Origin of the sequence: Paracoccus shandongensis (assembly GCF_017315735.1) — a bacterium.
In the GTDB taxonomy this organism is placed as follows: domain Bacteria; phylum Pseudomonadota; class Alphaproteobacteria; order Rhodobacterales; family Rhodobacteraceae; genus Paracoccus; species Paracoccus shandongensis.
Genome location: NZ_JAFLRK010000002.1, coordinates 205,830 through 229,508, shown reverse-complemented (window position 1 = coordinate 229,508; position 23,679 = coordinate 205,830). Strand labels below are relative to the sequence as shown.

At 67.4% G+C, this 23,679-nt stretch carries 25 protein-coding genes; 12 read left to right on the top strand and 13 right to left on the bottom strand.

Going from position 1 to position 23,679, the window contains the following annotated elements; genetic code table 11:
• Positions 1–6 precede the first annotated feature (6 nt).
• The 4 genes from JX613_RS03595 to ileS all read right to left on the bottom strand — a co-directional run bounded on the left by JX613_RS03595 (position 7) and on the right by ileS (position 5,746).
• Positions 7–1,110: a sensor histidine kinase gene (locus tag JX613_RS03595; protein WP_207100088.1), complete on the bottom strand. Its 1,104-nt coding sequence runs from the start codon at positions 1,108–1,110 to the stop codon at positions 7–9.
• A gap of 106 nt (positions 1,111–1,216) precedes the next feature.
• Positions 1,217–1,633 carry an OsmC family protein gene (locus JX613_RS03590; RefSeq protein ID WP_207100087.1) on the bottom strand — a complete coding sequence of 139 codons (417 nt, stop codon included), beginning with the start codon at positions 1,631–1,633 and terminating at the stop codon, positions 1,217–1,219.
• A 49-nt stretch (positions 1,634–1,682) separates the two neighbouring features.
• Positions 1,683–2,720, bottom strand: a complete 1,038-nt coding sequence (mgrA, locus tag JX613_RS03585; protein ID WP_207100086.1) for an L-glyceraldehyde 3-phosphate reductase — start codon at positions 2,718–2,720, stop codon at positions 1,683–1,685.
• Positions 2,721–2,824: 104 nt separating this feature from the next.
• Positions 2,825–5,746, bottom strand: coding sequence for an isoleucine--tRNA ligase (gene ileS / locus JX613_RS03580; RefSeq protein ID WP_207100085.1), 2,922 nt, complete (start codon positions 5,744–5,746; stop codon positions 2,825–2,827).
• Between the two features lie 131 nt (positions 5,747–5,877).
• Here ileS and JX613_RS03575 point away from each other — a divergent pair, with 131 nt between their 5' ends.
• A complete protein-coding gene (locus JX613_RS03575; protein WP_207100084.1) occupies positions 5,878–6,699 on the top strand; it encodes a DUF6635 family protein in 822 nt (273 codons plus the stop codon).
• Here JX613_RS03575 and queF read toward each other — a convergent pair.
• Positions 6,696–7,157, bottom strand: coding sequence for a preQ(1) synthase (gene queF / locus JX613_RS03570; RefSeq protein ID WP_207100083.1), 462 nt, complete (start codon positions 7,155–7,157; stop codon positions 6,696–6,698). The genes JX613_RS03575 and queF overlap by 4 nt on opposite strands.
• Positions 7,158–7,251: 94 nt before the next feature.
• Here queF and JX613_RS03565 point away from each other — a divergent pair, with 94 nt between their 5' ends.
• Positions 7,252–7,653 (top strand): group III truncated hemoglobin, encoded by a 402-nt coding sequence (locus JX613_RS03565; protein ID WP_207100082.1) that lies wholly within the window; start codon positions 7,252–7,254, stop codon positions 7,651–7,653.
• Between the two features lie 9 nt (positions 7,654–7,662).
• On the opposite strand, the gene JX613_RS03560 is transcribed toward JX613_RS03565, so the two are convergent.
• The 5 genes from JX613_RS03560 to JX613_RS03540 form a co-directional block, all read right to left on the bottom strand.
• Positions 7,663–8,289 carry a trimeric intracellular cation channel family protein gene (locus tag JX613_RS03560; protein ID WP_237168337.1) on the bottom strand — a complete coding sequence of 209 codons (627 nt, stop codon included), beginning with the start codon at positions 8,287–8,289 and terminating at the stop codon, positions 7,663–7,665.
• A gap of 2 nt (positions 8,290–8,291) precedes the next feature.
• A complete protein-coding gene (gene rnhA, locus JX613_RS03555; RefSeq protein WP_207100080.1) occupies positions 8,292–8,759 on the bottom strand; it encodes a ribonuclease HI in 468 nt (155 codons plus the stop codon).
• Positions 8,752–9,351: a glutathione S-transferase family protein gene (locus JX613_RS03550; RefSeq protein ID WP_207100079.1), complete on the bottom strand. Its 600-nt coding sequence runs from the start codon at positions 9,349–9,351 to the stop codon at positions 8,752–8,754. Before JX613_RS03550 ends, rnhA begins: the two co-directional genes overlap by 8 nt.
• Before the next feature lie 63 nt (positions 9,352–9,414).
• Positions 9,415–10,371 carry a 4-hydroxy-3-methylbut-2-enyl diphosphate reductase gene (gene ispH, locus JX613_RS03545; RefSeq protein ID WP_207100078.1) on the bottom strand — a complete coding sequence of 319 codons (957 nt, stop codon included), beginning with the start codon at positions 10,369–10,371 and terminating at the stop codon, positions 9,415–9,417.
• A gap of 48 nt (positions 10,372–10,419) precedes the next feature.
• Entirely contained in the window at positions 10,420–11,853 is a 1,434-nt protein-coding gene (locus JX613_RS03540; RefSeq protein ID WP_207100076.1) for a cobyric acid synthase, read from the bottom strand.
• A gap of 72 nt (positions 11,854–11,925) precedes the next feature.
• Here JX613_RS03540 and secG point away from each other — a divergent pair, with 72 nt between their 5' ends.
• From secG to JX613_RS03525, 3 genes are all read left to right on the top strand, one after another.
• Positions 11,926–12,399 carry a preprotein translocase subunit SecG gene (gene secG / locus JX613_RS03535; RefSeq protein ID WP_207100075.1) on the top strand — a complete coding sequence of 158 codons (474 nt, stop codon included), beginning with the start codon at positions 11,926–11,928 and terminating at the stop codon, positions 12,397–12,399.
• Between the two features lie 153 nt (positions 12,400–12,552).
• Positions 12,553–14,196 (top strand): CTP synthase, encoded by a 1,644-nt coding sequence (locus JX613_RS03530; RefSeq protein ID WP_207100074.1) that lies wholly within the window; start codon positions 12,553–12,555, stop codon positions 14,194–14,196.
• Positions 14,197–14,279: 83 nt separating this feature from the next.
• Positions 14,280–14,834 carry a hypothetical protein gene (locus tag JX613_RS03525; protein ID WP_207100073.1) on the top strand — a complete coding sequence of 185 codons (555 nt, stop codon included), beginning with the start codon at positions 14,280–14,282 and terminating at the stop codon, positions 14,832–14,834.
• A gap of 32 nt (positions 14,835–14,866) precedes the next feature.
• On the opposite strand, the gene JX613_RS03520 is transcribed toward JX613_RS03525, so the two are convergent.
• Positions 14,867–15,415, bottom strand: coding sequence for a LabA-like NYN domain-containing protein (locus JX613_RS03520; protein ID WP_207100072.1), 549 nt, complete (start codon positions 15,413–15,415; stop codon positions 14,867–14,869).
• 106 nt (positions 15,416–15,521) lie between these two features.
• On the opposite strand from JX613_RS03520, the gene folK reads away from it, so the two are divergent.
• The 4 genes from folK (at position 15,522) to JX613_RS03500 (ending at position 19,363) form a co-directional block, all read left to right on the top strand.
• The gene (gene folK, locus JX613_RS03515) at positions 15,522–16,121 is read left to right on the top strand and encodes a 2-amino-4-hydroxy-6-hydroxymethyldihydropteridine diphosphokinase (RefSeq protein ID WP_207100071.1); all 600 of its coding nucleotides are present in this window, start codon (positions 15,522–15,524) and stop codon (positions 16,119–16,121) included.
• Between the two features lie 72 nt (positions 16,122–16,193).
• Complete coding sequence (gene rpoZ, locus JX613_RS03510; protein WP_207100070.1) at positions 16,194–16,547, top strand: DNA-directed RNA polymerase subunit omega; 354 nt, start codon at positions 16,194–16,196, stop codon at positions 16,545–16,547.
• Positions 16,548–16,575: 28 nt separating this feature from the next.
• A complete protein-coding gene (locus JX613_RS03505) occupies positions 16,576–18,690 on the top strand; it encodes a RelA/SpoT family protein (RefSeq protein ID WP_207100069.1) in 2,115 nt (704 codons plus the stop codon).
• Between the two features lie 40 nt (positions 18,691–18,730).
• Positions 18,731–19,363 (top strand): DUF2062 domain-containing protein, encoded by a 633-nt coding sequence (locus JX613_RS03500; protein WP_207100067.1) that lies wholly within the window; start codon positions 18,731–18,733, stop codon positions 19,361–19,363.
• 93 nt (positions 19,364–19,456) lie between these two features.
• On the opposite strand, the gene JX613_RS03495 is transcribed toward JX613_RS03500, so the two are convergent.
• Together JX613_RS03495 and otsB are read right to left on the bottom strand one after the other, a co-directional pair.
• Positions 19,457–20,812 carry an alpha,alpha-trehalose-phosphate synthase (UDP-forming) gene (locus tag JX613_RS03495; RefSeq protein ID WP_207100066.1) on the bottom strand — a complete coding sequence of 452 codons (1,356 nt, stop codon included), beginning with the start codon at positions 20,810–20,812 and terminating at the stop codon, positions 19,457–19,459.
• Complete coding sequence (otsB, locus tag JX613_RS03490) at positions 20,812–21,558, bottom strand: trehalose-phosphatase (protein ID WP_207100064.1); 747 nt, start codon at positions 21,556–21,558, stop codon at positions 20,812–20,814. The genes JX613_RS03495 and otsB overlap by 1 nt, the downstream gene beginning before the upstream one ends.
• A gap of 146 nt (positions 21,559–21,704) precedes the next feature.
• Between otsB and JX613_RS03485 the strand changes: the two genes are divergently transcribed.
• From JX613_RS03485 to msrA, 3 genes are all read left to right on the top strand, one after another.
• Positions 21,705–22,670, top strand: coding sequence for an NAD(P)H-dependent flavin oxidoreductase (locus JX613_RS03485; RefSeq protein WP_207100063.1), 966 nt, complete (start codon positions 21,705–21,707; stop codon positions 22,668–22,670).
• Between the two features lie 61 nt (positions 22,671–22,731).
• The gene (gene msrB / locus JX613_RS03480) at positions 22,732–23,175 is read left to right on the top strand and encodes a peptide-methionine (R)-S-oxide reductase MsrB (RefSeq protein WP_207100062.1); all 444 of its coding nucleotides are present in this window, start codon (positions 22,732–22,734) and stop codon (positions 23,173–23,175) included.
• Positions 23,172–23,678, top strand: coding sequence for a peptide-methionine (S)-S-oxide reductase MsrA (gene msrA, locus JX613_RS03475; protein WP_207100061.1), 507 nt, complete (start codon positions 23,172–23,174; stop codon positions 23,676–23,678). The genes msrB and msrA overlap by 4 nt, the downstream gene beginning before the upstream one ends.
• Position 23,679 lies beyond the last annotated feature (1 nt).

The following is a 23,679-nucleotide window of genomic DNA, read 5'->3' as shown; positions in this document are numbered from 1 at the left end:
CGCGCGTCAGGCCGGGTTGATCGTCCGGTCGATCCCGAAGGTCATCGCCAGGGCCAGCCCCGCGCCGCGATCCACCGGCCGCAAGGGCCCGCCCAAGGTTTCGGCCGTGGCCATCATCACCCGCAGCCCCAGGCTGGCGTTCCGGTCCACCTTGTCCCAATCGCACCCGATCCCGTCATCGGCGCAGACAAGGCGCAGGCTGTCGGCCCCGTCGGGCTGGATGGCAAAGGAGACCCGCCCCGCCCGGCCGTCCGGGAAGGCGTGCTTGAGGGCGTTGCTGGCGAATTCGTTCATGATCGTCCCGATCGCGGCGGCCTGCGCCGAGGTGACCATCACCGGCGCGGCCTCGACGCTGACCGAAAGACGCGCGGGCAGCGACTCGTCCAGGATCGCCCCGACCCCGGCCGCATAGGGCTGCAAGGCCACCGCGTCGGACCCGCCGTGCCGGTTCAGCATCGCGTGCAGCGTGGCAACCGACCGGACCTGGCGCCCCACCTGGTCCAGCGCCGCGCGGGCGGCGGGTTCCGCGTCCCGCGCCTGCAGCATGATCAGCGAGGCCATGGCCTGCAACGAGTTCTTGACCCGGTGATCGGCCTCTTGCCGCATCGCCTCGGCCCGGCGCAGGGCCCGGCGCAGCTTGATCTGCGCCATCACCTGCCCCGCCAGCACCACCAGCGCCCGGCGTTGCAGGCCGGTCAATTGCCGGGGCCGGGTGTCCAGGATGCAGAGCGTGCCGATGGGCAGCCCGCGATCCGTCCGCAACAGCGCGCCCGCGTAAAAGCGCAGCCCCCCGTCGCCCAGGCACAAGGGGTTGTCCCGCATCCGTGCGTCCAGCCGCGTGTCGGGGATTTCCAGGAAATCGCGTTCCAGGATCGCATGGGCGCAAAGCGAGGTATCCAGCGGCGTTTCCCGCACGCCCAGACCCACCTCGGCCTTGAACCACTGGCGGTCGGCGTCGATCAGGTTGATGACGGAAATCGGCGCCTCGCACAACTCCGCCGCCAGGGCGACCACCGCGTCGAAATCCTCCTCTCGCGGGGTGTCGAGGATCTCCAGGTCGTGCAGATCCTTCAATCGTTCCGCCTGATGCGGATGGGGCTGTGCTTCCATGGGGGATCGCCGGGGCCTTGTCTGGATCGGATCCTGAGACAGTCCGGCCAAACGGCCCGGGCAGTCAACCGCGAAGCGGGCGGGGAACCGCCAGCACGGCGCCGATTCAATCGGGCCGCGAATCCGGTGAAACCACCACGGGAATCCCGCGGGGCAGCGAACAACCGACCATCGAGCTTTCCCTGGCCTCGTCGATCAAGGGCTGCGGGTCCGATCCGTCCGCCATGGCGCATTGCACGGTCATCTCGGCCCCCGTGGCGATCAGCGGATCGCCCTCCATCGCCAGATGCACCTTCACCGCAAGCGAGGCGATCCCCACCCCCCGCCGGTGCGCGATATAGCGCAGGTCGTTGCAAAAGCAGCCGCCGATGGCCAGGGCCAGCAACTGCGCGCCGTTGAAGCCCAGGCCCATGCCGCCCGCGCGCCCCTCGGGGCGGTCGGCGATCAGGCAATGGGCGCCCGCCCAGCCAAGCGCGGCCTCGGTTTCGGGAAGGTTCATCAGGCTGACGCTGACAACAGGCATGGCGGCCCCCTTGCTGGGACCAGCCTAGCACGGGTCGGGCGGTCTGTCCCTACCCCTCGCCCGCGCCCTCGGTCGAGCCGCGCCAGATGTTCACGTCGCCGCCCGCCGACAGGTCGTCGATGCGGGCCAGTTCGTCGGCGGTGAAATCCAGCCGGTCCAGCGCGCCCACGCAATCGGTCACCTGGGACGCACGCGAGGCCCCGATCAGCGCGCTGGTCACGCGCTTGTCGCGCAGGGTCCAGGCCACCGCCATCTGCGCCAGGCTTTGCCCGCGCGCGGCGGCCAGGTCGTTCAGCCCGTTCAGGCGGGCGATCATGTCGTCGGTCAGCCAGTCGGGGGCCAGCGATTTCCCTTGCGCCGCGCGGCTGTCGGCGGGGATGCCCCGCAGGTATTTCCCCGTCAGCATCCCCTGGGCCAGAGGGGTAAAGACGATGCTGCCCACCCCCAGGTCGTCCAGCGTGTCCAGCAGCCCGTCGCGTTCGATCCAGCGGTTCAGCATGTTATAGCTTGGCTGGTGGATCAGGCAGGGCGTGCCCAGGTCGCGCAGGATCGCCACGGCCTCGCGCGTGCGGGCGCTGTTATAGCTGGAAATCCCCACATACAGCGCGCGTCCCGACCGCACGATCTGGTCCAGCGCGCCCATGGTTTCCTCCAGCGGCGTGTCGGGGTCGAAGCGGTGGGAATAGAAGATATCGACGTGATCGACGCCCAACCGCTTGAGCGACTGGTCGCAGGACTGGATCAGGTATTTGCGGCTGCCGAATTCGCCGTAAGGGCCGGGCCACATGCGCCAGCCGGCCTTGGTGCTGATGACCAGTTCGTCCCGATGGCCCGCGAAATCGGTGCGCAGGATCTCTCCGAACGCTTCCTCGGCGCTGCCGGGGGGCGGGCCATAGTTGTTGGCCAGGTCGAAATGGGTGATGCCCAGATCGAAGGCCGTGCGGCAGATGTCGCGTTTCGTGTCGTGCGGGGTGTCATGGCCGAAATTGTGCCACAGCCCCAGGCTGATCGCGGGCAGTTGCAACCCGGACCGCCCGCAGCGGCGGTATTGCATCCGGTCGTAACGGTCGGGGTCGGGGTGATGCATCGTCGTCCTGCCATCTGTTCACGCGGCGGCAGGATGGTCCGGGGCGGAGGCGGCGTCAAGCGACCGGCCCGCGCGGGGACGAACCCCGCGCGGGCCGGGACGGGTCAGGCCAGCACGTCGTCGCAGCGCCCGCAGACGCCGGGATGGGCGTGCGTTCCCACATCGGGCAGGATCTTCCAGCACCGCTGGCACTTCTCGCCCTCGGCCGCCTCGAAGACGACGCCGATGCCGGGGGTCTCGGCCATGCGGAAAGCCTCGGCCGGGGCCGGGTCGGCGGTCAGCGACAGGTCGGACGTGATGCAGACATCCGCGAAATCCACGGATTTCAGGGCGGCCAGCATGTCGCGGTCCTCGACATGGACGACGGGCGCGGCCTCAAGGCTGGCGCCGATGGTCTTGTCGGTGCGCTTGACCTCCAGCGCGGCCGTCACCACGCGGCGGGCGCGGCGGATGTGGTCCCATTTCACGGCCAGCGGCTCGTTCAGCCAGTCGGCGGGGGTGTCGGGGAAGTCGTGCAGATGCACGCTGTCGTCGTAGGACGGGAAGCGCGACAGCCACACATCCTCGGTCGTGAAGGGCAGGATCGGGGCCAGCCAGGTGACAAGCCGGTGGAACAGGATGTCCAGCACCGTCCGCGCCGCCCGCCTGCGCGGGTTGTCCGGGGCGTCGCAATAAAGCGCGTCCTTGCGGATGTCGAAATAGAAGGCCGACAGATCGACGGTGCAGAACTGGAACAGCGTCTGGAACACGCCCTGGAAGTCGAACTGGTCGTATCCCTTGCGCACGGCATGATCCAGTTGCGCCAGCCGGTGCAGGATCCACTGTTCCAGTTCGGGCATCTGCGCCGGGTCCAGCTTTTCGGCATCGGTGAAGCCGTCCAGCGCCCCCAGCAGGAAGCGCAACGTGTTGCGCAACCGGCGATAGCTGTCGGCGGTCCCCTTCAGGATTTCCGGCCCGATCCGCTGGTCGGCGGTGTAATCAGCCTGGGCCACCCACAGGCGCAGGATGTCGGCGCCATATTGCTCGATCACCTTCGCCGGCACGATGGTGTTGCCCAGCGACTTGGACATCTTCATGCCCTTCTCGTCGAGGGTGAAGCCATGCGTCACCACGTTGCGATAGGGCGCGCGGCCCTTGGTCGCGCAGCCCTGCAATAGCGAGGACTGGAACCAGCCGCGATGCTGGTCGGTGCCTTCCAGGTAAACGTCGGCGATCCCGTCCGGTGCCCCGTCCGCCCGGTCGCGCAGCACGAAGGCATGGGTCGAGCCGGAATCGAACCACACGTCCAGCACGTCCATGACCTGATCGTAATCGTCGGGGTTCACGATGCCGTCCAGCACCTGCGCCTTGAAGCCGTCACGATACCAGACATCTGCGCCCTCGGCCTCGAACGCCGCGATGATGCGGTCGTTGACGCGCTGGTCGCGCAGCAGGAAGTCGTCGTCGGTGGGCTTGGCGCCGCGCCGCACGAAGCAGGTCAGCGGCACGCCCCAGGCCCGCTGGCGCGACAGCACCCAGTCGGGGCGGTTTTCCACCATGGAATGAATCCGGTTCCGCCCGGTCTGCGGCCACCATTTCACCAGCTTGTCGATGCTGGTCAGCGCCCGCGTGCGGATCGTGTCGCCATGCGCGCCCATGCCGTCGGCCAGAGGCTTGTCGATGGCCGCGAACCATTGCGGGGTGTTGCGATAGATCAGCGGCGCCTTGGACCGCCAGGAATGGGGATAGGAATGCTTGATCTTCCCCTTGGCCAGCAGCGCCCCGGCATAGGCCAGTTGCTTGATGACGCTGACATTGGCCGGGCCATCCTTGCCATCCGCTTCGATGATCGCCTGACCCCCGAACAGCGGCAGATCGGCGCGATAGGATCCGTCGGGTTCGACGTTATAGGTCATCGGCAGCTTGAAGCGCAGGCCAAGCTGATAGTCGTCGTCGCCATGGCTGGGCGCGGTGTGGACAAAGCCCGTGCCCGCGTCGTCGGTGACATGGTCGCCGGGCAGCAGGGGAACATCATAGTCCCATTCGCCGTTGCCGCCCTCGATGCCGCGGAAGGGATGCGACAGCACAACCCCCTCAAGCTCGGATGCAGGAACATCGGCCATGCGCTGCCAATCCTCGACCTTGGCGGCCTTCATCACGCTGTCCGCCAGGGCATCGGCCAGCACCAGCACCTCGCCCGCCTGCGCGGTCGCATTCTCGGCCACCGCGCCGACCTGGTACAGGCCATAGGCGATGCCCGGATTGAACGCGACAGCCCGGTTCTGCGGAATGGTCCAGGGCGTCGTCGTCCAGATGACCACGCTCGCGGGCTTCTTCGTTGCCCAAATACCCTGCGACGATTCCACCCGGAACCGCACCCAGATCGTGTGGCTGGTGTGGTCCTTGTATTCGACCTCGGCCTCGGCCAGGGCGGTCTTTTCCACCGGCGACCACATCACGGGCTTGGATCCCTGATACAGCGCGCCGTTCATCACCAGCTTCATGAACTCGGCCGCGATCACCGCCTCGGCGTGGAAATCCATCGTCAGATAGGGATCGTCCCACTTGCCGGTGATGCCCAAGCGCTTGAATTCCTGCCGCTGGATGTCGATCCATTCGTCGGCAAAACGGCGGCATTCCTGGCGGAACTCGACCACGTCCACGGCGTCCTTGTCGCGGCCCTCGGCGCGGTATTTCTCCTCGATCTTCCATTCGATCGGCAACCCGTGGCAGTCCCAGCCGGGAACATAGCGCGCGTCGCGGCCTATCATCTGGTGGCTGCGCACGATGATGTCCTTGATGGTCTTGTTCAGCGCGTGGCCGATATGCAGGTGGCCGTTGGCATAGGGGGGACCGTCATGCAGGATGAAGGGCGCGCGGCCTTCCGCCCTTTCGCGCAGGCGGTCATAGATGCCGATGCGCTCCCACCGGGCCAGCCATTCGGGCTCGCGCTGCGGCAGGCCCGCGCGCATGGGAAACTCGGTCTGCGGCAGGAAAACCGTGTCACGGTAGTCGGGGGCGTTTTCGGCAAGGGTATCGGCGGCCATCGGGGCATCCTTCGAGGGCAAGGGTTCGGACATGCGGCGACCCGGCGGCGCGAAACCTCACGCCGCCGGGTTGCTAATTCGGGGTCCGAACGCCAGAAATTCCATGCCGCCCTCTATAGGAACCCGCCCGCGTGCCCGCAACCCTGACCGACAATGCCCTGCGCCGCCGCGCCGCCGTGTCGCGCTTCGTCCGCGACCGATACGGCCCGCGCGGCAGCCTGCGCCTGCACCGCGCGGCGTTGGGGTGGGATCTGCTGCGCGCGCCGGTGAACGTGATGCTGTCGCCGGTCTTCTTGCTGACGCGCCTGCTGGCCTGGGCTTTGTCGCGGCTTGGGGCAAGGCGCGCGGGCGCCTGGCTGGGCGCGCGGCGGATCTTCCTGCCCTCGGACATGGGCCGGGTGATCGAACGCGACCTGCTGGCCCTGATCGCCGGGCTGGACGCCCAGGGCATCGGCCCCAACGCCCCGTCTGATGCCGTCCGCCACCAGGCCGCGGCCCTGGCCGAGACCCGCAATGCCGTGTCCGAGATCACCACCTCGTTGATCGTGCTGGTTTCCGGCTGGCTGCTGTTCAACCGCGCGACGCCGGGCGTCATCTCTCTGGCCGGGCCGCTGGCCGAGATCCGCGCCCATTCCACGGCAGTCAGCGACTTCCTGCTGGGCGACACCCTGGGCCGGGCCTGGTACTGGGCCTTCCCAGTCGAACTGTCCCCGTGGGAGGTGATCGGCACGGGCATCGCCCTGGCGGTGATCGGATCGCTGGTCACGACCTTCGCGGGGCTGGTCGCCGATCCGGTGCAGGTCTGGACCGGCACCCACCGCCGCCGCATCCTGCGCCTGCTGGACCGGCTGGACCGCGCCGAGCCCGCTTCGGGGATCGAGCGCGAACACCTGCTGGCCCGCGCGGGCGACCTGTCCGACGCGGTGCTGATGCTGTGGCGGAACCTGCGCTAACCCCTTCCCCGATACCCCGCCACGCCCTGATCCGGCAGCCACAACCCGGCAGGGGCCGCGCCCGTCTGCCAGAACACGTCGATGGGCATCCCGCCGCGCGGATACCAGTAACCGCCGATCCGCAGCCACTGGGGCGCGATCGCCTGAACCAGCCGCTTGCCGATGCCCACCGTGCAGTCCTCGTGAAAGGCGCCGTGATTGCGGAAGCTGCCCAAAAACAGCTTCAGCGACTTCGATTCGACCAGCCAGTCGCCGGGCACATAGTCGATCACCAGATGCGCGAAATCCGGCTGGCCGGTGATCGGGCACAGGCTGGTGAACTCGGGCTGCGTGAAGCGCACGGCATAGACCTCGCCCGCCTGGGGGTTCGGGACGCGCTCCAGCACGGCCTTTTCGGGGCTGGCGGGCAGGTCGGTCCTGGCGCCAAGCTGGGTCAGCGCATCGGTGTAATGGGACATGGGGCCTCCTTGACGGCGCGCGGGGATAGCAGCCCCTGCCCCATGCGTCAAACCGCGCCTTGCATCCGGCCTGCCGCCGCGCCACATGGATCCCATGATCCCGCCCCGCTTCGATGTGACCCCGGACCAGATCGACCAGGTCGTCGCCGTCTTCTACGGCGCGGTCCGCCGGCACGAGGTGCTGGGCCCGGTCTTCGCCCACCATGTTTCCGACTGGCCCGCGCACGAGGCCAGGATCGCCGCCTTCTGGCGCAACGCGATCCTTTACGAACGCAGCTATGACGGCAGCCCGATGCGCGCGCATATGAAGGCGGGCGATGTGCGCGCCGATCATTTCCCGATCTGGCTGGCGCTGTTCGACGAAACCCTGCGCCGCACCCTGCCCCCCGACGCCGCCCGCGCCTGGTCTGCCCTGGCGCATCGCATCGGCCAGGGCCTGCGCATGGGTGTCGAGGATATCCGCCCCACCCAGGACGGCCCGCCTGTTTTACGATGACGGCCTGCCCTAGCGCCGGGGCGGGCGCGCCTTGTAGGTCGGCAGGCTCCACCCCAGAGCCAAGCTGCCCGCGCGCAGGGCGATGACCACCAGCCCGCAGAAGATCAGCGCCACGGGGCGGGGCATCCCCAGGCCGATCAGGGCCACGGCCATCACCGCGCCCCCGAAGGTCGCGGTGACGTAAAGTTCGCCCTGCTTCAGCACCATGGGCAGTTCGTTGCCCACAACGTCGCGGATCAGCCCGCCGAAGGTGCCGGTGACGACGCCCATGGCAACCACCACGACCGGGCTGACCCCCGCTTCCAGGGCAAGGCCCACGCCCGCAGGCACGGCCACCGCCAGGGCGAATGCGTCCAGCCAGACGATCAGGTTGTACCGGCTTTCAAACAGATGCGCCGTGAAGAACACCACGACCGCCGCGCCCGTCGTCAGCAGGATCAGTTCGGGCCGCTCTACCCAGAAGACCGGATCGCGGCCCAGCACCAGGTCGCGCACCGTGCCGCCGCCGATGCCGGTCAGCGTGGCGAAGAAGATGAAGCCCACCAGGTCCAGCTGCGCCCGGCTGGCCACCAGCGCCCCGGTCAGCGCGAAGACCAGCACGCTGGCGTAATCGAGCCAGGGGACCAGCCCCGCCAGCGTCACCCCGCAACCTTCGCAGGCTTGAAGGGCGCCATGCCGCCCCGCGCCAGCTCATCCGCGCGTTCGTTTTCCGGGTGGCCTGCATGGCCCTTGATCCATTCCCAGGTGACGGTATGCCGCCGCTGCGCCTCGTCCAGGCGCTGCCACAGTTCGACGTTCTTGACGGGCTTCTTGTCGGCGGTTTTCCAGCCGTTCCGCTTCCAGCCGTGGATCCACTGGGTCACGCCGTTCTTCACATAGGCGCTGTCGGTGGTGATGGTGATCGCGCTTGGACGCGCCAGAACCTCAAGCGCGGAAATCGCCGCCATCAATTCCATCCGGTTGTTGGTGGTCAGCGCCTCGCCGCCCGCAAGCTCGCGTTCCTTGACGATCCTGTCGCCATCCATCGCGCGCATCAGCACGCCCCAGCCACCGGGGCCGGGATTGCCGCTGCACGCGCCATCGGTCCAGGCGAAAAGCTCAGTCATTCAGGCCAACATATCCCGGCAAGGCCGCCACGCGGTCCAGCCAGCGGCCAACCGCCGGGAACCGCGCCATGTCGAAGCCGCCGCGTTCCCCCGCCGTGTGGGTATAGGCATAAAGGCAGATATCGGCCAGGCTGGCCGCATCACCCACCAGCCAGTCGCGGCCCGCCAGCCGGTCCTCCATCACCTGCAGGACGGAATGGCCCCGGTCCAGCAAATCCGCCAGCCGCTCGGGCGTGGCCTGCGCCGCGCGTTCGGGATAGGACAGCAGCGCCGCCCGAACGGCAATGACGGGTTCGTGGTTGTATTGTTCCCAGAACATCCAGCCCAGCATCTGCGCGCGCGTTACCGGATCGGCGGGGATGAATTCCGTCCCCTCGCCCAGATACCACAGGATCGCATCGGATTCCGCCAGCATCGTCCCGTCGTCCAGTTCCAGCACGGGCAGCTTGCCATAGGGCAGCCTGGGCTTCACCTCGGCCAGGGTGTCCGATCCATATTCGCAATCGACCGTCTCGACCACGCGACCCAGCAGCGCCAGCAGCAACCGCACCTTGTAGCTGTTGCCCGACGAAGGCATGGAATAAAGCCGCATCACGCCTCTTTCATCTTGGCCTAAATATCCCGGGGGTCCGGGGGCTGGCCCCCGGCTTGCGCCTCAGGCGGTTTCCCGCAGCACCTTCGGCACCTTGAACTCGACATTCTCCTGCGCCGTTTCGACGATCTCGACCGTCACGTCATAGCGGTCGCGAAAGGCGTCGATCACCTCGTTCACCAGCACCTCGGGGGCGCTGGCCCCTGCGGTCACGCCCACGGCCGTCGCGCCGTCGATGGCGCGCCAGTCGATCTGGTCGGCGCGCATCACCAGTTGCGAATAGGCGCAGCCCGCAGCCCGCCCGACCTCGACCAGGCGCCTGGAATTCGAGGAATTGGGCGCCCCGATCACCAGCAGCGCGTCGATCCTGGGCGCGACCGCCTTGACCGCCGCCTGGCGGTTGGTGGTGGCATAGCAGATGTCCTCGCGCGCAGGACCGGCGATGGCGGGAAAGCGCGCCCTCAGGGCCTCGACGATCTCGGCGGTGTCATCGACCGACAAGGTGGTCTGGGTGATGAAGGCCAGCCGGTCGGGATCGCGGGGGGCGATGGCCGCCACATCGGCGACCGTCTCGACCAGGATCACCTCGCCCGGGGGCAGCTGGCCCATGGTGCCCAGCACCTCGGGGTGGCCCGCATGGCCGATCATCACCATCTGCAACCCTTCGGCGTGATGGCGCGCGGCCTCGTTATGGACCTTGGTGACCAGGGGACAGGTCGCGTCCACATGGATCATGTTGCGCCGCCGCGCCTCGGCGGGCACCGCCTTGGGCACGCCATGGGCGGAAAAGATCACCGGGCGGTCGTCGGGCACCTGGTCCAGTTCCTCGACAAAGACCGCGCCCTGGTCGCGCAGGGCGTCCACGACGAACTTGTTGTGGACGATCTCGTGGCGGACATAGACGGGGGCGCCCCATTTCTGCAACGCCATCTCGACGATCTTGATGGCCCGGTCCACGCCCGCGCAGAACCCGCGCGGGGCGGCCAGATAAAGCATCAGAGGTGGTTTCGCATGTTCCATGCCCCACGAGGTAGCGCGCCGGGGACGTTTCGTCCAGCCGCCCCGGCGTCACAAACCGGAAACCGCCAGCAGCCCCGCCACATCCAGATGCGCTTCAAGGTGGTCGGCCAGATCGTTCAGGGCCCGGTCCACCCCCGCTTCATATCCCGGCTGCGAAGCCGCCCCGAGCCGCGCAAGAAACGCCGCCCGGAACGCATCGCCCGAGAACAGCCCGTGCAGATACGTCCCCATGATCCGGCCATCGGCGCTGACCGCGCCATCGGGACCGGGGATATGGGCAAAGGGCCGCGCGCAGTCGGGGCCATGGGTGCGGCCCATGTGGATCTCGTATCCCGTGACCGGCTCTCCCCTCGCGGTGCCGGTGACGCGGTCCAGCCGCTTGTCGGGGGCCATCACCGTCTCCACGTCCAGCAGGCCAAGGCCCGCGACCTCGCCCGCGACGCCATCGCTGCCCCCGGGATCGCGGATCACCTGGCCCAGCATCTGGAACCCGCCGCAGAGGCCCAGCACAGATCCGCCGCGCCGGACATGGGCGGCCAGGTCCACGTCCCATCCCTGCGCCCGCAGGAAGGCGAGATCCCCCAGCGTGGATTTCGTGCCGGGGATCACCACCAGACCGGCATCGCCGGGGATCGCCCGGCCCGGCCCCAGCATGGTCAGCCGCACCCCCGGCTCCGCCGCCAGCGGATCCAGGTCGTCGAAATTCGCGATCCGCGACAGGCACAGGCAGACCACATGCAGCCCCTGCCCGCCTGAGGCGCGCAGGTCCACCGCGTCTTCAGCAGGCAGGCGGTGCGCGCCAGCAAACCATGGCACCACGCCAAAGCCGCGCCAGCCGGTGTGGTCCTCGATCATCCGATAGCCGTCGTCGAACAGCCGCAGGTCGCCCCGGAACTTGTTGACCAGGAAGCCCCGGATCATCGCGGCATCTCCTGCGTCCAGAACCGCCTGCGTCCCCACGATCTGCGCGATCACCCCGCCCCGGTCGATGTCGCCCGCCAGCACCACGGGCACGCCAGCGGCCCGCGCGAAGCCCATGTTGGCGATGTCGCGGGGGCGCAGGTTGACCTCGGCCGGGCTGCCCGCGCCTTCGGCGATCACCAGGTCATGCGCGGCGGACAGGCGCGCGAAACTCTCCAGAACCCCCGCCAGCAGGCGCGGGCGCAACGCCGCGTAATCACGCGCCTCGGCGCGCGCGATGGCGCGGCCCTGCAGGATCACCTGCGCGCCGGTATCGGTTTCGGGCTTCAGCAGCACCGGGTTCATGTCGGCCAGCGGTTCCAGCCCGCAGGCGCGGGCCTGGAGCGCCTGCGCCCGGCCGATTTCCCCGCCATCGGCGGTGACGGCTGCGTTGTTCGACATGTTCTGCGGCTTGAAGGGCGCGACCGACAGGCCCCGGCGCCGGGCGGCGCGGCACAGGCCCGCGACCAGCAGCGACTTTCCGACATTCGATCCGGTGCCCTGGATCATCAGCGCGGGCATGGGTTTACTCTGCTTGCCAACATCTGCCCGGATGACTAGATAGGCGCGTCCGAAAGCGAAAGGCCGAAAGCCGTGGAAAACGTCGTCCTGACCATCCATCTGATCCTCGCGGTGCTGCTCACCGGGGTGGTGCTGCTGCAACGCTCCGAAGGCGGCGGGCTTGGCATGGGCGGCGGCGGTGGCGTGATGACCGGCCGGCAGGCCGCGAACGCCCTGACGCGGCTGACCTGGATCTTCGGCATCGCGCTGTTCGTGACCTCGATCGCGCTGACCATCATCGCCGCGCGGCAGGTCAGCAACAGTTCCATCATGGACCAGCTGGGCGTGCCCGAGGGCCGTCAGGAGTCGACGCTGCCGCAGGTGCCGGCCTATGTGCCGCCGCCCTCGACCGGGGCGGCCGGCGATCCGCTGACCCCGCCCGCGCCCGAAGCGGCGACTGACCCGGCCACGCCGGAAGCTGCGGCACCCGCAGCCGATGCTCCGGCGGTCGAGCCTGTCGCGCCCCCGGCCGCGCCGGCGCCCGCCGCGCCCGCACCGGCGAACTGATCCACACCACAACTAGGGGCGGCTGAACCCGCCCCCACATCAGCTTGCGGTTCCTTGCGGCCACGGGGCGAATCGGCTATAGCTTGAGCCCCGTGATGCTGGCCGTCGGACGGCCCGCAACCAGACAGACTTTGCGAAATCACGGGGGCCTTCATGGCGCGTTACATCTTCATCACCGGCGGCGTCGTGTCCTCGCTTGGCAAGGGCCTGGCCTCGGCGGCACTGGGCGCGCTGTTGCAGGCACGCGGCTTCACCGTGCGGCTGCGCAAGCTGGACCCCTATCTGAACGTCGATCCCGGCACCATGTCGCCGTTCGAGCATGGCGAGGTCTTCGTGACCGATGACGGGGCGGAAACCGACCTGGACCTGGGCCATTACGAACGCTTCACGGGCGTCTCGGCGCGCCGGACGGACAGCGTGTCGTCGGGCCGCATCTATTCCAACGTGCTGGAAAAGGAACGGCGCGGCGAATACCTGGGCAAGACCATCCAGGTGATCCCCCATGTCACCAACGAGATCAAGGACTTCCTGGCCATCGGCGACACCGAGGTCGATTTCATGCTGTGCGAGATCGGCGGCACGGTGGGCGACATCGAGGGCCTGCCCTTCTTCGAGGCGATCCGCCAGTTCATCCACGAACGCCCGCGCGGCCAGTGCATCCTGATGCACCTGACGCTGCTGCCCTATCTGGCGGCGTCCGGGGAACTCAAGACCAAGCCCACCCAGCACAGCGTCAAGGAACTGCAATCCATCGGCCTTGCCCCCGACGTGCTGGTCTGCCGGTCCGAACACCCGATCCCGGAAAAGGAACGCGCCAAGATCGCGCTGTTCTGCAACGTCCGCCCCGACGCGGTGATCCCCGCCTATGACCTCAAGTCGATCTACGAGGCGCCCTTGGCCTATCACCGCGCGGGCCTGGACCGGGCCGTGCTGGACGCCTTTGCCATCAGCCCGGCGCCGCGTCCCGACCTGTCGAAATGGGAAGACGTGATGGACCGGCTGGAAAACGCCGAGGGCCAGGTGAACATCGCCGTGGTCGGCAAGTACACCCAGCTTGAGGACGCCTACAAATCCATCGCCGAGGCGCTGACCCATGGCGGCATGGCCAACCGCGTGCGCGTCAAGGCCGACTGGGTGGACAGCGAGAAGCTGGAAGGCGAAGGCGCGCATCTGCTGGACGGATACCACGGCATCATCGTGCCCGGCGGTTTCGGCGAGCGCGGCACCGAGGGGATGCTGGCCGCCGCCAAATACGCGCGGGAAAAGAAGGTGCCCTATCTGGGCATCTGCCTGGGGATGCAGATGGCCGTGATCGAGGCCGCGCGCAACCTGGCCGGGATGCCCGATGCGGGTTCCGAGGAATTCGACCACGAGGCGGGCAAGACGCGTTTTACGCCGGTCGTCTATCACCTCAAGGAATGGGTGCAGGGCAACTATACGGTGCAGCGCAAGGTGACGGACGACAAGGGCGGCACCATGCGGCTGGGCGCCTATACCGCCGTGCTGGCGCCTGATTCCCGGATCAGCGAAGTTTATGGCGGCGCGACCGAGATCGAGGACCGCCACCGCCACCGCTACGAGGTGGACGCCACCTATCGCGAGGCGCTGGAACAGGCGGGCCTGTGCTTTTCCGGCATGTCGCCCGACGGCAAGCTGCCCGAGGTGATCGAATACGCCGACCACCCCTGGTTCATCGGCGTGCAGTCCCACCCGGAACTGAAGTCGAAGCCGTTCGAGCCCGCGCCGCTGTTCGCAGGCTTCGTGCGCGCCGCGATGCAGGAAGGGCGGCTGGTGTAAACCTCGTGGCCTTGTTTCGTCGGTTGCGCCCGTGGCAGCCACGTTATCGGCCGAAGCCGCAATCCGAGGGAACGCCGCGCGCCATGTTCGGGTTGGCCTCGTTCGTCTCGGTCCTGACCTTGTCGGCAGTGGTTGCGGGCACGGTTTCTGGCTATACGATCTTTTACCGCTTCGGCCTTAGCTATGCCGATTATGCGACGCCATCTGACGCGATCATCCTTGCGCTTCGATCACCGCTCGCTCTTGGTTTCTGGATGGCAGTCGGCGCCTATGCGGCCATGGTCATCTGGATGACCATGATCTCAAGGAAGGTTCTTGAACAAGTAATCGGCTTTGTCCTGATCGCACTGGTGTTGCCAATGACAGCCGTCTCATCTTGGGCGGTCAGCACCGCCGCAATCGAAACCGCATTGCGCAAAGATTCAGAGGGATTCTGGCAAGGCTATTTTTTGGGCATCATGCCGTTGGTTGACATCCAGGCTGAGCCGGAGGCGATCCCGGCACAGTTTCGCAGTGCGAAAAGGATCAGACAAATCACCTCCACCTCAGGCTATATCCTGCTGACGTTCGATGACACGCGACTGGTGCTGCGCAAGGATCTGGTACGCAGCCTTCACCCTGTCGCAGCTTTGAATTAGCGAGGCACGCCTGGAATTGCCGGGCGGACAGATCACTCGCTCGACTGCGGCTCCCGGGGCGGCCTTCCCACGATATCCCGCAGCGCGTCCAGCTCGATGAAGTTGTCGGCCTGGCGGCGCAGGTCATCGGCGATCATCGGGGGCTGGCTGCGGATGGTGGACACCACCGACACGCGCACGCCCTGGCGCTGCAAGGCCTCGATCAGCGGGCGGAAGTCGCCGTCGCCGGAAAACAGCACCGCGTGGTCCAGCCGGGGGGCAAGCTGCATGGCGTCGATGGTCAGCTCGATGTCCATGTTGCCCTTGATCTTCCGGCGGCCCATCGTGTCGGTGTATTCCTTGGCGGGCTTGGTCACCACGCAATAGCCGTTGTAGTGCAGCCAATCGACCAGCGGGCGGATGGGGGAATAATCCTCGCCCTCCATCAGGGCGGTATAGTAGTAGGCGCGCATCAGCTTGCCGCGGCGGTCGAATTCCTGCCGCAGCAGCTTGTAGTCGATGTCGAAGCCCAGTGCCTTGGCCGAGGCGTAGAGATTGGCTCCGTCGATGAAGATCGCCAGGCGATCGTCCTTGTAAAACATTATGGTTGCCTTCAATGGAACTGTTCGTTCAGGACACGGGCCCGCGAACGGCGAAGTTAGCGGTATCGGTCTGGCCGTGCCCCATTCATAGAACGAACAAGGCCTCATGCAAAACTTGTCTTTCGGTATCATCGCCTTAGGCGCAAATCTGCCGTCGGGGGCGGGCGACCCGGTCCACGCGCTGCGCGAGGCGCTGGCGATTCTGCACGATCAGCCCGACATTTCAATGATCTCGGCCAGCCGGATCTGGCGCACCCCGGCCTTTCCGCCGGGGTCGGGGCCCGATTACGCCAATGCGGCGGCGCTGATTCGCACGGGCCTGGACGCGCCCGTCCTGCTGGCGCGGCTGCACGGGATCGAGGCGGATTTCGGCCGCGACCGCAGCACGGGGCGCTGGTCGGCGCGGGTGCTGGACCTGGACCTGATCGCCCTGGACGACCTGGTCCTGCCCGACCAGGACACGCTGGACCGCTGGATCACCCTGCCGCCCGACCGGCAACGGGTGGAAACACCGGACCGCCTGATCCTGCCCCACCCCCGCCTGCAGGACCGCGGCTTCGTGCTGGCCCCCCTGGCCGAGATCGCGCCCGGCTGGCGCCACCCCTTGACGGGAAAGCCCGTGTCGCGGATGCTGGCGGACCTGGGCCCCGACGGGTTGTCGGGCATGTCGCCGCTTGCACCGGGCAGCGGCTTGGCCCAATCTTGACAATTCCATCCTTGGCGTCCACATCCTCGGTTTCGCCCCGGATATCCGATTCGCAACTGCACAGGTGAGTATATGGCCCGCGTCACGGTTGAAGACTGCGTTGACAAAGTCCCGAACCGCTTTGATCTGGTGATGCTCGCCTCGCATCGCGCGCGCGAGATCGCCGCCGGCAGCCAGCCCACGGTGGACCGCGACAACGACAAGAACCCGGTCGTCGCCCTGCGCGAGATTGCCGAGGAAACGCAGCCCGTGGACGAGCTGCGCGAACGCATGATCGAATCGACCCAAACCCAGATCGAGGTCGACGAGCCCGAGGAGGACGCCATGGCCCTGCTGCTGGGCGCCGAGGTGGACCGTCCCAAGCCCGCCGACGAGGAATCCGAGGAACGGATGCTGCGCATGATGCTGGAAGCCAACCAGCGTTGAGGCAACAGGAAGGGGTCTTCGGCAGATCATGATAGACGTCGAAGACCTCATCGCGCTGGTCCGCAACTACAACCCGCGCAGCAACGCCACCCTGATCCGCGACGCCTATGAATACGGGATGCGGATGCATGAAGGGCAGTTCCGCCACTCGGGCGAGCCTTATTTCACCCATCCCATCGCCGTTGCCGCCATCCTGACGGAAATGCGGCTGGACGACGCGACCATCGTGACCGCGCTTCTGCACGACACGGTCGAGGATACGCGGTCCACCAAGGAAGACCTGACCGCCGCCTTCGGGGCGGAGATCGCGGATCTGGTCGATGGCGTGACCAAGCTGACCAACCTGGAACTGTCCTCGGCCCAGTCCAAGCAGGCCGAGAATTTCCGCAAGCTGTTCATGGCCATGTCGCGCGATTTGCGCGTGATCCTGGTCAAGCTGGCCGACCGGCTGCACAACATGCGCACCATCCGGTCCATGCGCCCCGAAAAGCAGGTCAAGAAGGCGCGCGAGACGATGGACATCTATGCGCCGCTTGCCGGGCGCATGGGGATGCAGTGGATGCGAGAGGAGCTGGAAGACCTCGCCTTCAAGGTCATCAACCCCGAGGCGCGCAATTCCATCATCCGCCGCTTTGTCAGCCTGCAACGCGATTCGGGCGACATCATCGGGGCGATCACCGCCGACATCCGCGCGGAACTGGAACGCGAGGGGATCGAGGCGACCGTCTTCGGCCGCGCCAAGAAGCCCTTTTCGGTCTGGCGCAAGATGCAGGAAAAGCAACTGGCGTTCTCGCGGCTGTCCGACATCTATGGCTTTCGCATCATCACCCGGTCGGAAATGGACTGCTATCGCGCGCTTGGCGTGATCCATCACCGCTGGCGGGCCGTGCCGGGGCGGTTCAAGGACTATATCAGCCAGCCCAAGTCGAACGGCTATCGGTCCATCCACACCACCGTGTCCGGCCGCGACGGCAAGCGGGTCGAGGTGCAGATCCGCACCCGCCAGATGCACGAGGTGGCGGAAGCCGGCGTCGCCGCCCACTGGGCCTATCGCGACGGCGTGCGCACCAAGAACCCCTTCGCGGTCGATCCCGCCGAATGGATCGACAACCTGACCGACCGCTTCGAGGGCGAGGACCACAACGAGTTCCTGGAAGCCGTCAAGCTGGAGATGTACCAGGACCAGGTCTTCTGCTTCACCCCCAAGGGCGACGTGCTGCAACTGCCGAAAGGTGCGACCCCCATCGACTTTGCCTATGCCATCCACACCCGGCTGGGCAATTCCTGCGTCGGCGCCAAGGTGGACGGGATCCGCGTGCCCTTGTGGACGCGGCTGAAGAACGGGCAGTCGGTGGACATCATCGCCGCGTCCGGGCAGCGCCCGCAATCGACCTGGCTCGACATCGTCGCCACCGGCCGCGCCAAGGCCGCGATCCGGCGGTCCCTGCGCGAGGAAGACCGCGACCGCTTCATCCGCCTGGGCCGCGAACTGGTGCGCGTCAGCTTTGAACATGTGGGCCGCAAGGTCACGGACAAGGCGCTGCGCACCGCCGCCAAGCAGATGGGCCTGGCCGATGGCGACGAATTGCTGGCCCGGATCGGAAGCGCGGAAAATTCCGCCAAGGAAGTGTTGCAGGTTCTTTATCCCGACCTTGCCGCCCACCAGGACGAGATCGACGGCACCCGCCCCTTTGCGGGGGTCGAGGCGGACGCCGATTTCAAGCGCGCCTCCTGCTGCCGCCCGCTGCCGGGCGAACGCATCGTCGGCATCACCTATCGCGGCAAGGGCGTGGTGATCCACGCCATCGACTGCCCGGTGCTGGCGGAATACGAGGACAGCCCCGACCGCTGGGTCGATGTGCAATGGCGCGCGGGCCGTCACCCGGCGGTCTATTCGACGCTGCTGACGCTGACCATCCGCCACGACGCGGGCGTTCTGGGCCGCATCTGCAGCCTGATCGGGGCGCAGGGGGCCAATATCTCGAACCTTGAATTCAAGGACCGCAAGCCCGACTTCTACCGCATCGAGGTCGAGGTCGAGTTGCGCGATCAGGAACATCTGCATAACCTTCTGACCGCGCTGGAAGCGGAAAGCGACGTGGCGCAGGTGGCCCGCATCCGCAACGTCGCCATGAAGCCCTGACACAGTCGCGGGCAGTCGCAGGACCGGGGGGATTGGAATCGTGTTCAAGCGCAGCAAGCCGCGCAGCTATGGACAGATGGCAAGCGAACTGGTCTATCCGCCGGGCGGGTTCCGCCGGTCCACCGCCTATCTGTGGCACCGCATCCGCCGCCTGCCCGACCAGCCGCACCGCATCGCGCGCGGGCTGGCGGCGGGGGTGTTTTTGTCCTTCTCGCCCTTGCACGGCTTTCACTTCATCGTCGCGGCCCTTGTGTCGCTGGCGATCCGGGGCAATGTGCTGGCGGCCTTTGTCGGCACCTTCGCTGGCAACCCGCTGACAACGCCCTTCATCGCGCTGGCCTCGGTGGGTTTGGGGCGTACGATCCTGGGCCTGCCGGGCGACATGTCGCCGCCCGTGATCTTTCGCGAATTCGCCCATGCCACGGCGGAAACCTGGCACAACGTCATGTCCGCCTTCGGCCCCGGCCCCACCAGCTGGAGCGGGCTGTCCGAGTTCTGGCACGAGATCTTCCTGCCCTATGCCGCGGGCGGCGCGGTCCTGGGCGGGATCGCGGCGGTGGCAAGCTATTACCTGACGATCCCGGTCGTGCGGCGCTATCACCGGCGCAAGGCGCAGACCATGGCCAGGCGGATCGCGCGCGTCCAGGGGACGGATCAGGACCGCCGTCCGTGACAGGCCGCGGTCCCGCTGATGGGGCACGCGGTGAAAGACGGGGGGCTTCGCGCCCCCCGCACCCCCCGCGGGATATTTAAGCCAAGATGAAAATCAGGCCCGGGATTGGGCCAGGGCCTTCAGATAGGACGCCGACCACCAGCTTACGTCGCGTTCGACCACGCAGCGCAGCAGGGCGGCGTGGCGGGCCTGGCGTTCTTCCAGGGGCATGTCGATGGCCTGCTGCATGGCCTGGGCCATCTCGCTGGGGTCATGGGGATTGACGATCAGCGCCTCGGGCATCTGTTCGGCCGCGCCCGCGAAGCGCGACAGGATCAGGACGCCGGGATCGGCCGGATCCTGGGCCGCCACATATTCCTTGGCCACCAGGTTCATGCCATCGGCCAAGGGCGTGACCAGGCCGATGCGCGCCTGGCGGAACAGGCCCGCAAGCTCGTTCCGGGGGATCGGGCGGTGGATGAAACGGATGGGCGTCCAGTTGACGGTCGCGAACTGGCCGTTGATGCGGCCCGCCAGGTGTTCGGTTTCCTCGCGGATCTGCTGATAGGCGTCAACCGATTCGCGCGTGGGCGGGGCGATCTGCAGCAGCATCACCTGTTCCGTCAGCCCCGGATTGCCGTCCAGCAGCGCCTGGAAGGCCCGGAACCGCTGCGGGATGCCCTTGGAATAATCCAGCCGGTCCACGCCGATCATGATCTGCGCGCCAGTCAGGCTGCGCATCTTGTCTTCCTCGCGCGCGGCCTGGGCCTCGGCGATGAAGGCGCTTGCGTCGATGCCGATGGGAAAGACGCCCGCCCGCATGTCGCGCCCCTTGATGCGGAAGCGGTCCTCTGAAAGTTGCGTCACATCCGACAGGCTGCGCGCGCTGGCGGCAAAGTTGTCCAGATCGCGCTGCGCCTGAAAGCCCGCCAGGTCGTAATGGGACAGCCAGTCGAACAGCTCGTCCGGGTTGGGAAGGGTCGCGCAATCGGTCGGGCCCGGAAAGGGGATGTGCAGGAAATGCCCGATGGGCGCGGTGACGCCCAGTTTGCGCAACTCCTGCGCCAGGGGGAACAGCTGGTAGTCCTGCACCCAGATGTGGTCGTCGGGACGCAGGTGCGCGAGCAGCAGCCGGGCGATGCGTTCGTTCACCCGGCGATAGCCTTCCAGGTATTCCGGCTGGATCCGCATCAGGTCCGCCCGGCCATGGCAGACCGGCCAGAGGACCGAATTGGAATAGCCCAGGTAATATTCGTCGTGATCCTGCGGCGTCAGGTCGAAGGAGGCCCGCCCGAAGGCCGCGCCCTCGTGGAAGGCCAGTTCGTCGGCGGGCGCGTCCACCACCTCGCCCGAGAAGCCGACCCACAGCCCGCCCGAGCTTCGCAGCGCGTCCTCCAGCGCGACGACCAGCCCGCCCGAGGGGTTGTCCCCCAGCGGAATGCGATTCGATACGGCAACCAGGCGTGGCATCAGTTGGCCTCCACCAGGGCATCGTCCAGCCAACGGGCCAGGGCGGCGGGATCGGCCAGGCGATGGCGGGCCACCGTCTCGCCCGCGCCGATCTTGATGCCGAAGCCGCCGCGGGATTGGGCATGGGCCATCGCGGCCTCGTCGGTCAGGTCGTCGCCGGCATAGACGGGCACCCGGCCCGCGAAGGGCGGGACCGCCATCAGCCGGTCCAGCGCGCCGTCCTTGCCGGTGCCCGCCGGGCGCAGCTCGACCGCCATCTTGGCGGGTTGCAGCACCATGCCGGGATGGGCGTCGGCCAGACGTTGCATCACGGCCTCGACCACCGGGCGCAAGGATGGATCGGCGCGGTAATGCAGCGCGACGCCGTGGGGCTTGCGTTCCACCAGGATCGCCGGGCTGTCCGCCACCGCGTCAGCGGCGGCGCGGTGCAGGGCGTCAACGTCCAGGTCCACCGCATGGGTCTGCTGGATCGGCTGGCCCGCCAGCGACAGTTCCGCCCCATGGCTGCCCGCGATGGCGCCCGGAAAATCGGGCAGGAAGCCCCGCAGGTCGGCGATGTCGCGGCCCGACACCAGCGCCACCGCGCCGCCCAGCCAGCCGTGCAGCCGCGCCAGGCGTGGGGCCAGGCCGGGCGGGATCACCACCGCATCGGGGCGGGGCGCGATATCCACCAGGCAGCCGTCGAAGTCCAGGAACAGGGCGGCATTGGCGGGCAGATCGGGAAGGGACGGGGCAAGCGGCTGCATCGGCGCGCATTCTCCTTTGCAACGGATTCGCAACCCAACCCGCCAACCCTGCGATGGGTTCACCAAGGCACGGGTTTTTCCGCCGCGTCAGGGTTGCCCCGCACCCCTTCCCCGCGCCATCGTCGCGCTCAAAGCCGGAGGAACCCATGCTGCCGCCCATCCTGTCCACCCTGCGCATTCCCGTCGTGGCCTCGCCCATGTTCATCGTCTCGGGGCCCGATCTGGTCATTGCGCAATGCAAGGCGGGCATCGTCGGCAGCTTTCCGGCGCTGAACGCACGGGAAAAGGATGGCGAGCCCCCCCTGCTGGACGCCTGGCTGACCCGGATCGCCGAGGAACTGGATCGCCACAACCAGGCCAATCCAGACCGGCCCGCGGCACCCTTTGCCGTGAACCAGATCGTCCACCGCTCCAATGCCCGGCTGGAACGCGACATCGAGATCTGCCACCGCCACAAGGTGCCGATCTGGATCACCAGTCTTGGCGCGCGGGTCGAGGTGAACCAGGCCGCCCGTGACTGCGGCGGCATCGCGCTGCATGACGTGATCAACAATGTGTTCGCGAAAAAGGCCATCGAGAAGGGCGCGGACGGGCTGATCGCGGTGGCCGCAGGCGCGGGCGGGCACGCCGGGCCGCTGTCGCCATTCGCGCTGGTCCAGGAAATCCGCGACTGGTTCGACGGCCCGCTGCTGCTGTCGGGCGCCATCGCCACGGGCCGCGCGGTGCTGGCGGCGCAGGCCATGGGCGCGGACCTGGCCTATATCGGCAGCCCCTTCATCGCCACAGTCGAGGCGAACGCGCCCGGGGACTACAAGCAGATGATCGTGGACAGCGGCGCCCAGGATATCGTCACCTCGTCGCTGTTCACGGGGGTGTCGGGGAACTATCTCGCGCCCTCGATCCGGGCGGCGGGGATGGATCCGGCCAACCTGGACAGGGCCGATCCGTCCGCCATGAACTTCGGCGGGGGCGCGGCCAAGGCCAAGGCCTGGAGCCAGATCTGGGGGTCGGGCCAGGGCATCGGCGCGGTGCGCGACATCGTGCCGGCGGCCACCCGCATCGACCGGCTGGCCGCCGAATATGCGGCGGCGAAGGCGGCAATCTGCGGCTGACCTTTGCGGATCGGTCCCGCGCCCCCATATGGGGACCACGACGGACCAGCGGAGGACAAGCATGGCCTATGAAAAGACCGCCGACGCCCTGGCGCGGCTGACGCCCGAGCAGTATCGCGTCACCCAGGAAAACGGCACCGAGCGCGCCTTTACCGGCGAATACGACCACCATTTCGAACCCGGCATCTATGTGGACGTGGTGACCGGGGAACCGCTGTTCGCGTCATCCGCGAAATACAATTCCGGCTGCGGCTGGCCCGCCTTTACCCGCCCCATCGGCAACGTGACCGAACACCGCGACGTGTCATACGGCATGGTCCGCACCGAGGTGCGGTCAAAACACGGCGACAGCCACCTGGGCCATGTCTTCCCCGACGGCCCGGTCGATGCCGGGGGCTTGCGCTATTGCATCAATTCCGCCGCGCTGCGCTTCGTGCCCCGCGACCGGATGGAGGCCGAGGGTTACGGCCAGTATTTGAACCAGGTCGAGGAGGCGGCACGATGAGCGAGCGCGCGGTTCTTGCGGGCGGCTGCTTCTGGGGGATGCAGGATCTGATCCGCCGCCTGCCCGGGGTGATTTCCTCTCGCGTGGGTTACACCGGGGGCGAGGTCGCGAACGCTACCTATCGCAACCACGGCAACCATGCCGAGGCGATCGAGGTGATCTTCGACCCCACCATCCTGACCTATCGCAAGCTCTTGGAGGTGTTCTTCCAGATCCACGATCCCACCACGCCGAACCGGCAGGGCAACGACATCGGGCCCAGCTATCGGTCCGCCATCTATTACGTCAATGACGAGCAGAAGCGCATGGCCCAGGAAACCATCGCCGATGTGAACGCATCGGGCCTGTGGCCGGGGCGCGTGGTGACGGAACTGGAACCCGTCGGCGATTTCTGGGAAGCCGAGCCGGAACACCAGGATTACCTGGAACGCTTTCCCAACGGCTATACCTGCCACTTCCCGCGCCCGAACTGGGTGTTGCCCAGGAAGCGCGCAGAGGTGTGAT

What these genes read in the sequence shown, in the direction of transcription:
- JX613_RS03595 (WP_207100088.1), bottom strand. Translation starts at nt 1,110, where the DNA reads ATGGAAGCACAGCCCCATCCGCATCAGGCGGAACGATTGAAGGATCTG.
- JX613_RS03590 (WP_207100087.1), bottom strand. Translation starts at nt 1,633, where the DNA reads ATGCCTGTTGTCAGCGTCAGCCTGATGAACCTTCCCGAAACCGAGGCC.
- mgrA (WP_207100086.1), bottom strand. Translation starts at nt 2,720, where the DNA reads ATGCATCACCCCGACCCCGACCGTTACGACCGGATGCAATACCGCCGC.
- ileS (WP_207100085.1), bottom strand. Translation starts at nt 5,746, where the DNA reads ATGGCCGCCGATACCCTTGCCGAAAACGCCCCCGACTACCGTGACACG.
- queF (WP_207100083.1), bottom strand. Translation starts at nt 7,157, where the DNA reads ATGTCCCATTACACCGATGCGCTGACCCAGCTTGGCGCCAGGACCGAC.
- JX613_RS03565 (WP_207100082.1), top strand. Translation starts at nt 7,252, where the DNA reads ATGATCCCGCCCCGCTTCGATGTGACCCCGGACCAGATCGACCAGGTC.
- rnhA (WP_207100080.1), bottom strand. Translation starts at nt 8,759, where the DNA reads ATGACTGAGCTTTTCGCCTGGACCGATGGCGCGTGCAGCGGCAATCCC.
- JX613_RS03550 (WP_207100079.1), bottom strand. Translation starts at nt 9,351, where the DNA reads ATGCGGCTTTATTCCATGCCTTCGTCGGGCAACAGCTACAAGGTGCGG.
- ispH (WP_207100078.1), bottom strand. Translation starts at nt 10,371, where the DNA reads ATGGAACATGCGAAACCACCTCTGATGCTTTATCTGGCCGCCCCGCGC.
- JX613_RS03540 (WP_207100076.1), bottom strand. Translation starts at nt 11,853, where the DNA reads ATGCCCGCGCTGATGATCCAGGGCACCGGATCGAATGTCGGAAAGTCG.
- JX613_RS03530 (WP_207100074.1), top strand. Translation starts at nt 12,553, where the DNA reads ATGGCGCGTTACATCTTCATCACCGGCGGCGTCGTGTCCTCGCTTGGC.
- JX613_RS03525 (WP_207100073.1), top strand. Translation starts at nt 14,280, where the DNA reads ATGTTCGGGTTGGCCTCGTTCGTCTCGGTCCTGACCTTGTCGGCAGTG.
- JX613_RS03520 (WP_207100072.1), bottom strand. Translation starts at nt 15,415, where the DNA reads ATGTTTTACAAGGACGATCGCCTGGCGATCTTCATCGACGGAGCCAAT.
- folK (WP_207100071.1), top strand. Translation starts at nt 15,522, where the DNA reads ATGCAAAACTTGTCTTTCGGTATCATCGCCTTAGGCGCAAATCTGCCG.
- rpoZ (WP_207100070.1), top strand. Translation starts at nt 16,194, where the DNA reads ATGGCCCGCGTCACGGTTGAAGACTGCGTTGACAAAGTCCCGAACCGC.
- JX613_RS03505 (WP_207100069.1), top strand. Translation starts at nt 16,576, where the DNA reads ATGATAGACGTCGAAGACCTCATCGCGCTGGTCCGCAACTACAACCCG.
- JX613_RS03495 (WP_207100066.1), bottom strand. Translation starts at nt 20,812, where the DNA reads ATGCCACGCCTGGTTGCCGTATCGAATCGCATTCCGCTGGGGGACAAC.
- otsB (WP_207100064.1), bottom strand. Translation starts at nt 21,558, where the DNA reads ATGCAGCCGCTTGCCCCGTCCCTTCCCGATCTGCCCGCCAATGCCGCC.
- JX613_RS03485 (WP_207100063.1), top strand. Translation starts at nt 21,705, where the DNA reads ATGCTGCCGCCCATCCTGTCCACCCTGCGCATTCCCGTCGTGGCCTCG.
- msrB (WP_207100062.1), top strand. Translation starts at nt 22,732, where the DNA reads ATGGCCTATGAAAAGACCGCCGACGCCCTGGCGCGGCTGACGCCCGAG.
- msrA (WP_207100061.1), top strand. Translation starts at nt 23,172, where the DNA reads ATGAGCGAGCGCGCGGTTCTTGCGGGCGGCTGCTTCTGGGGGATGCAG.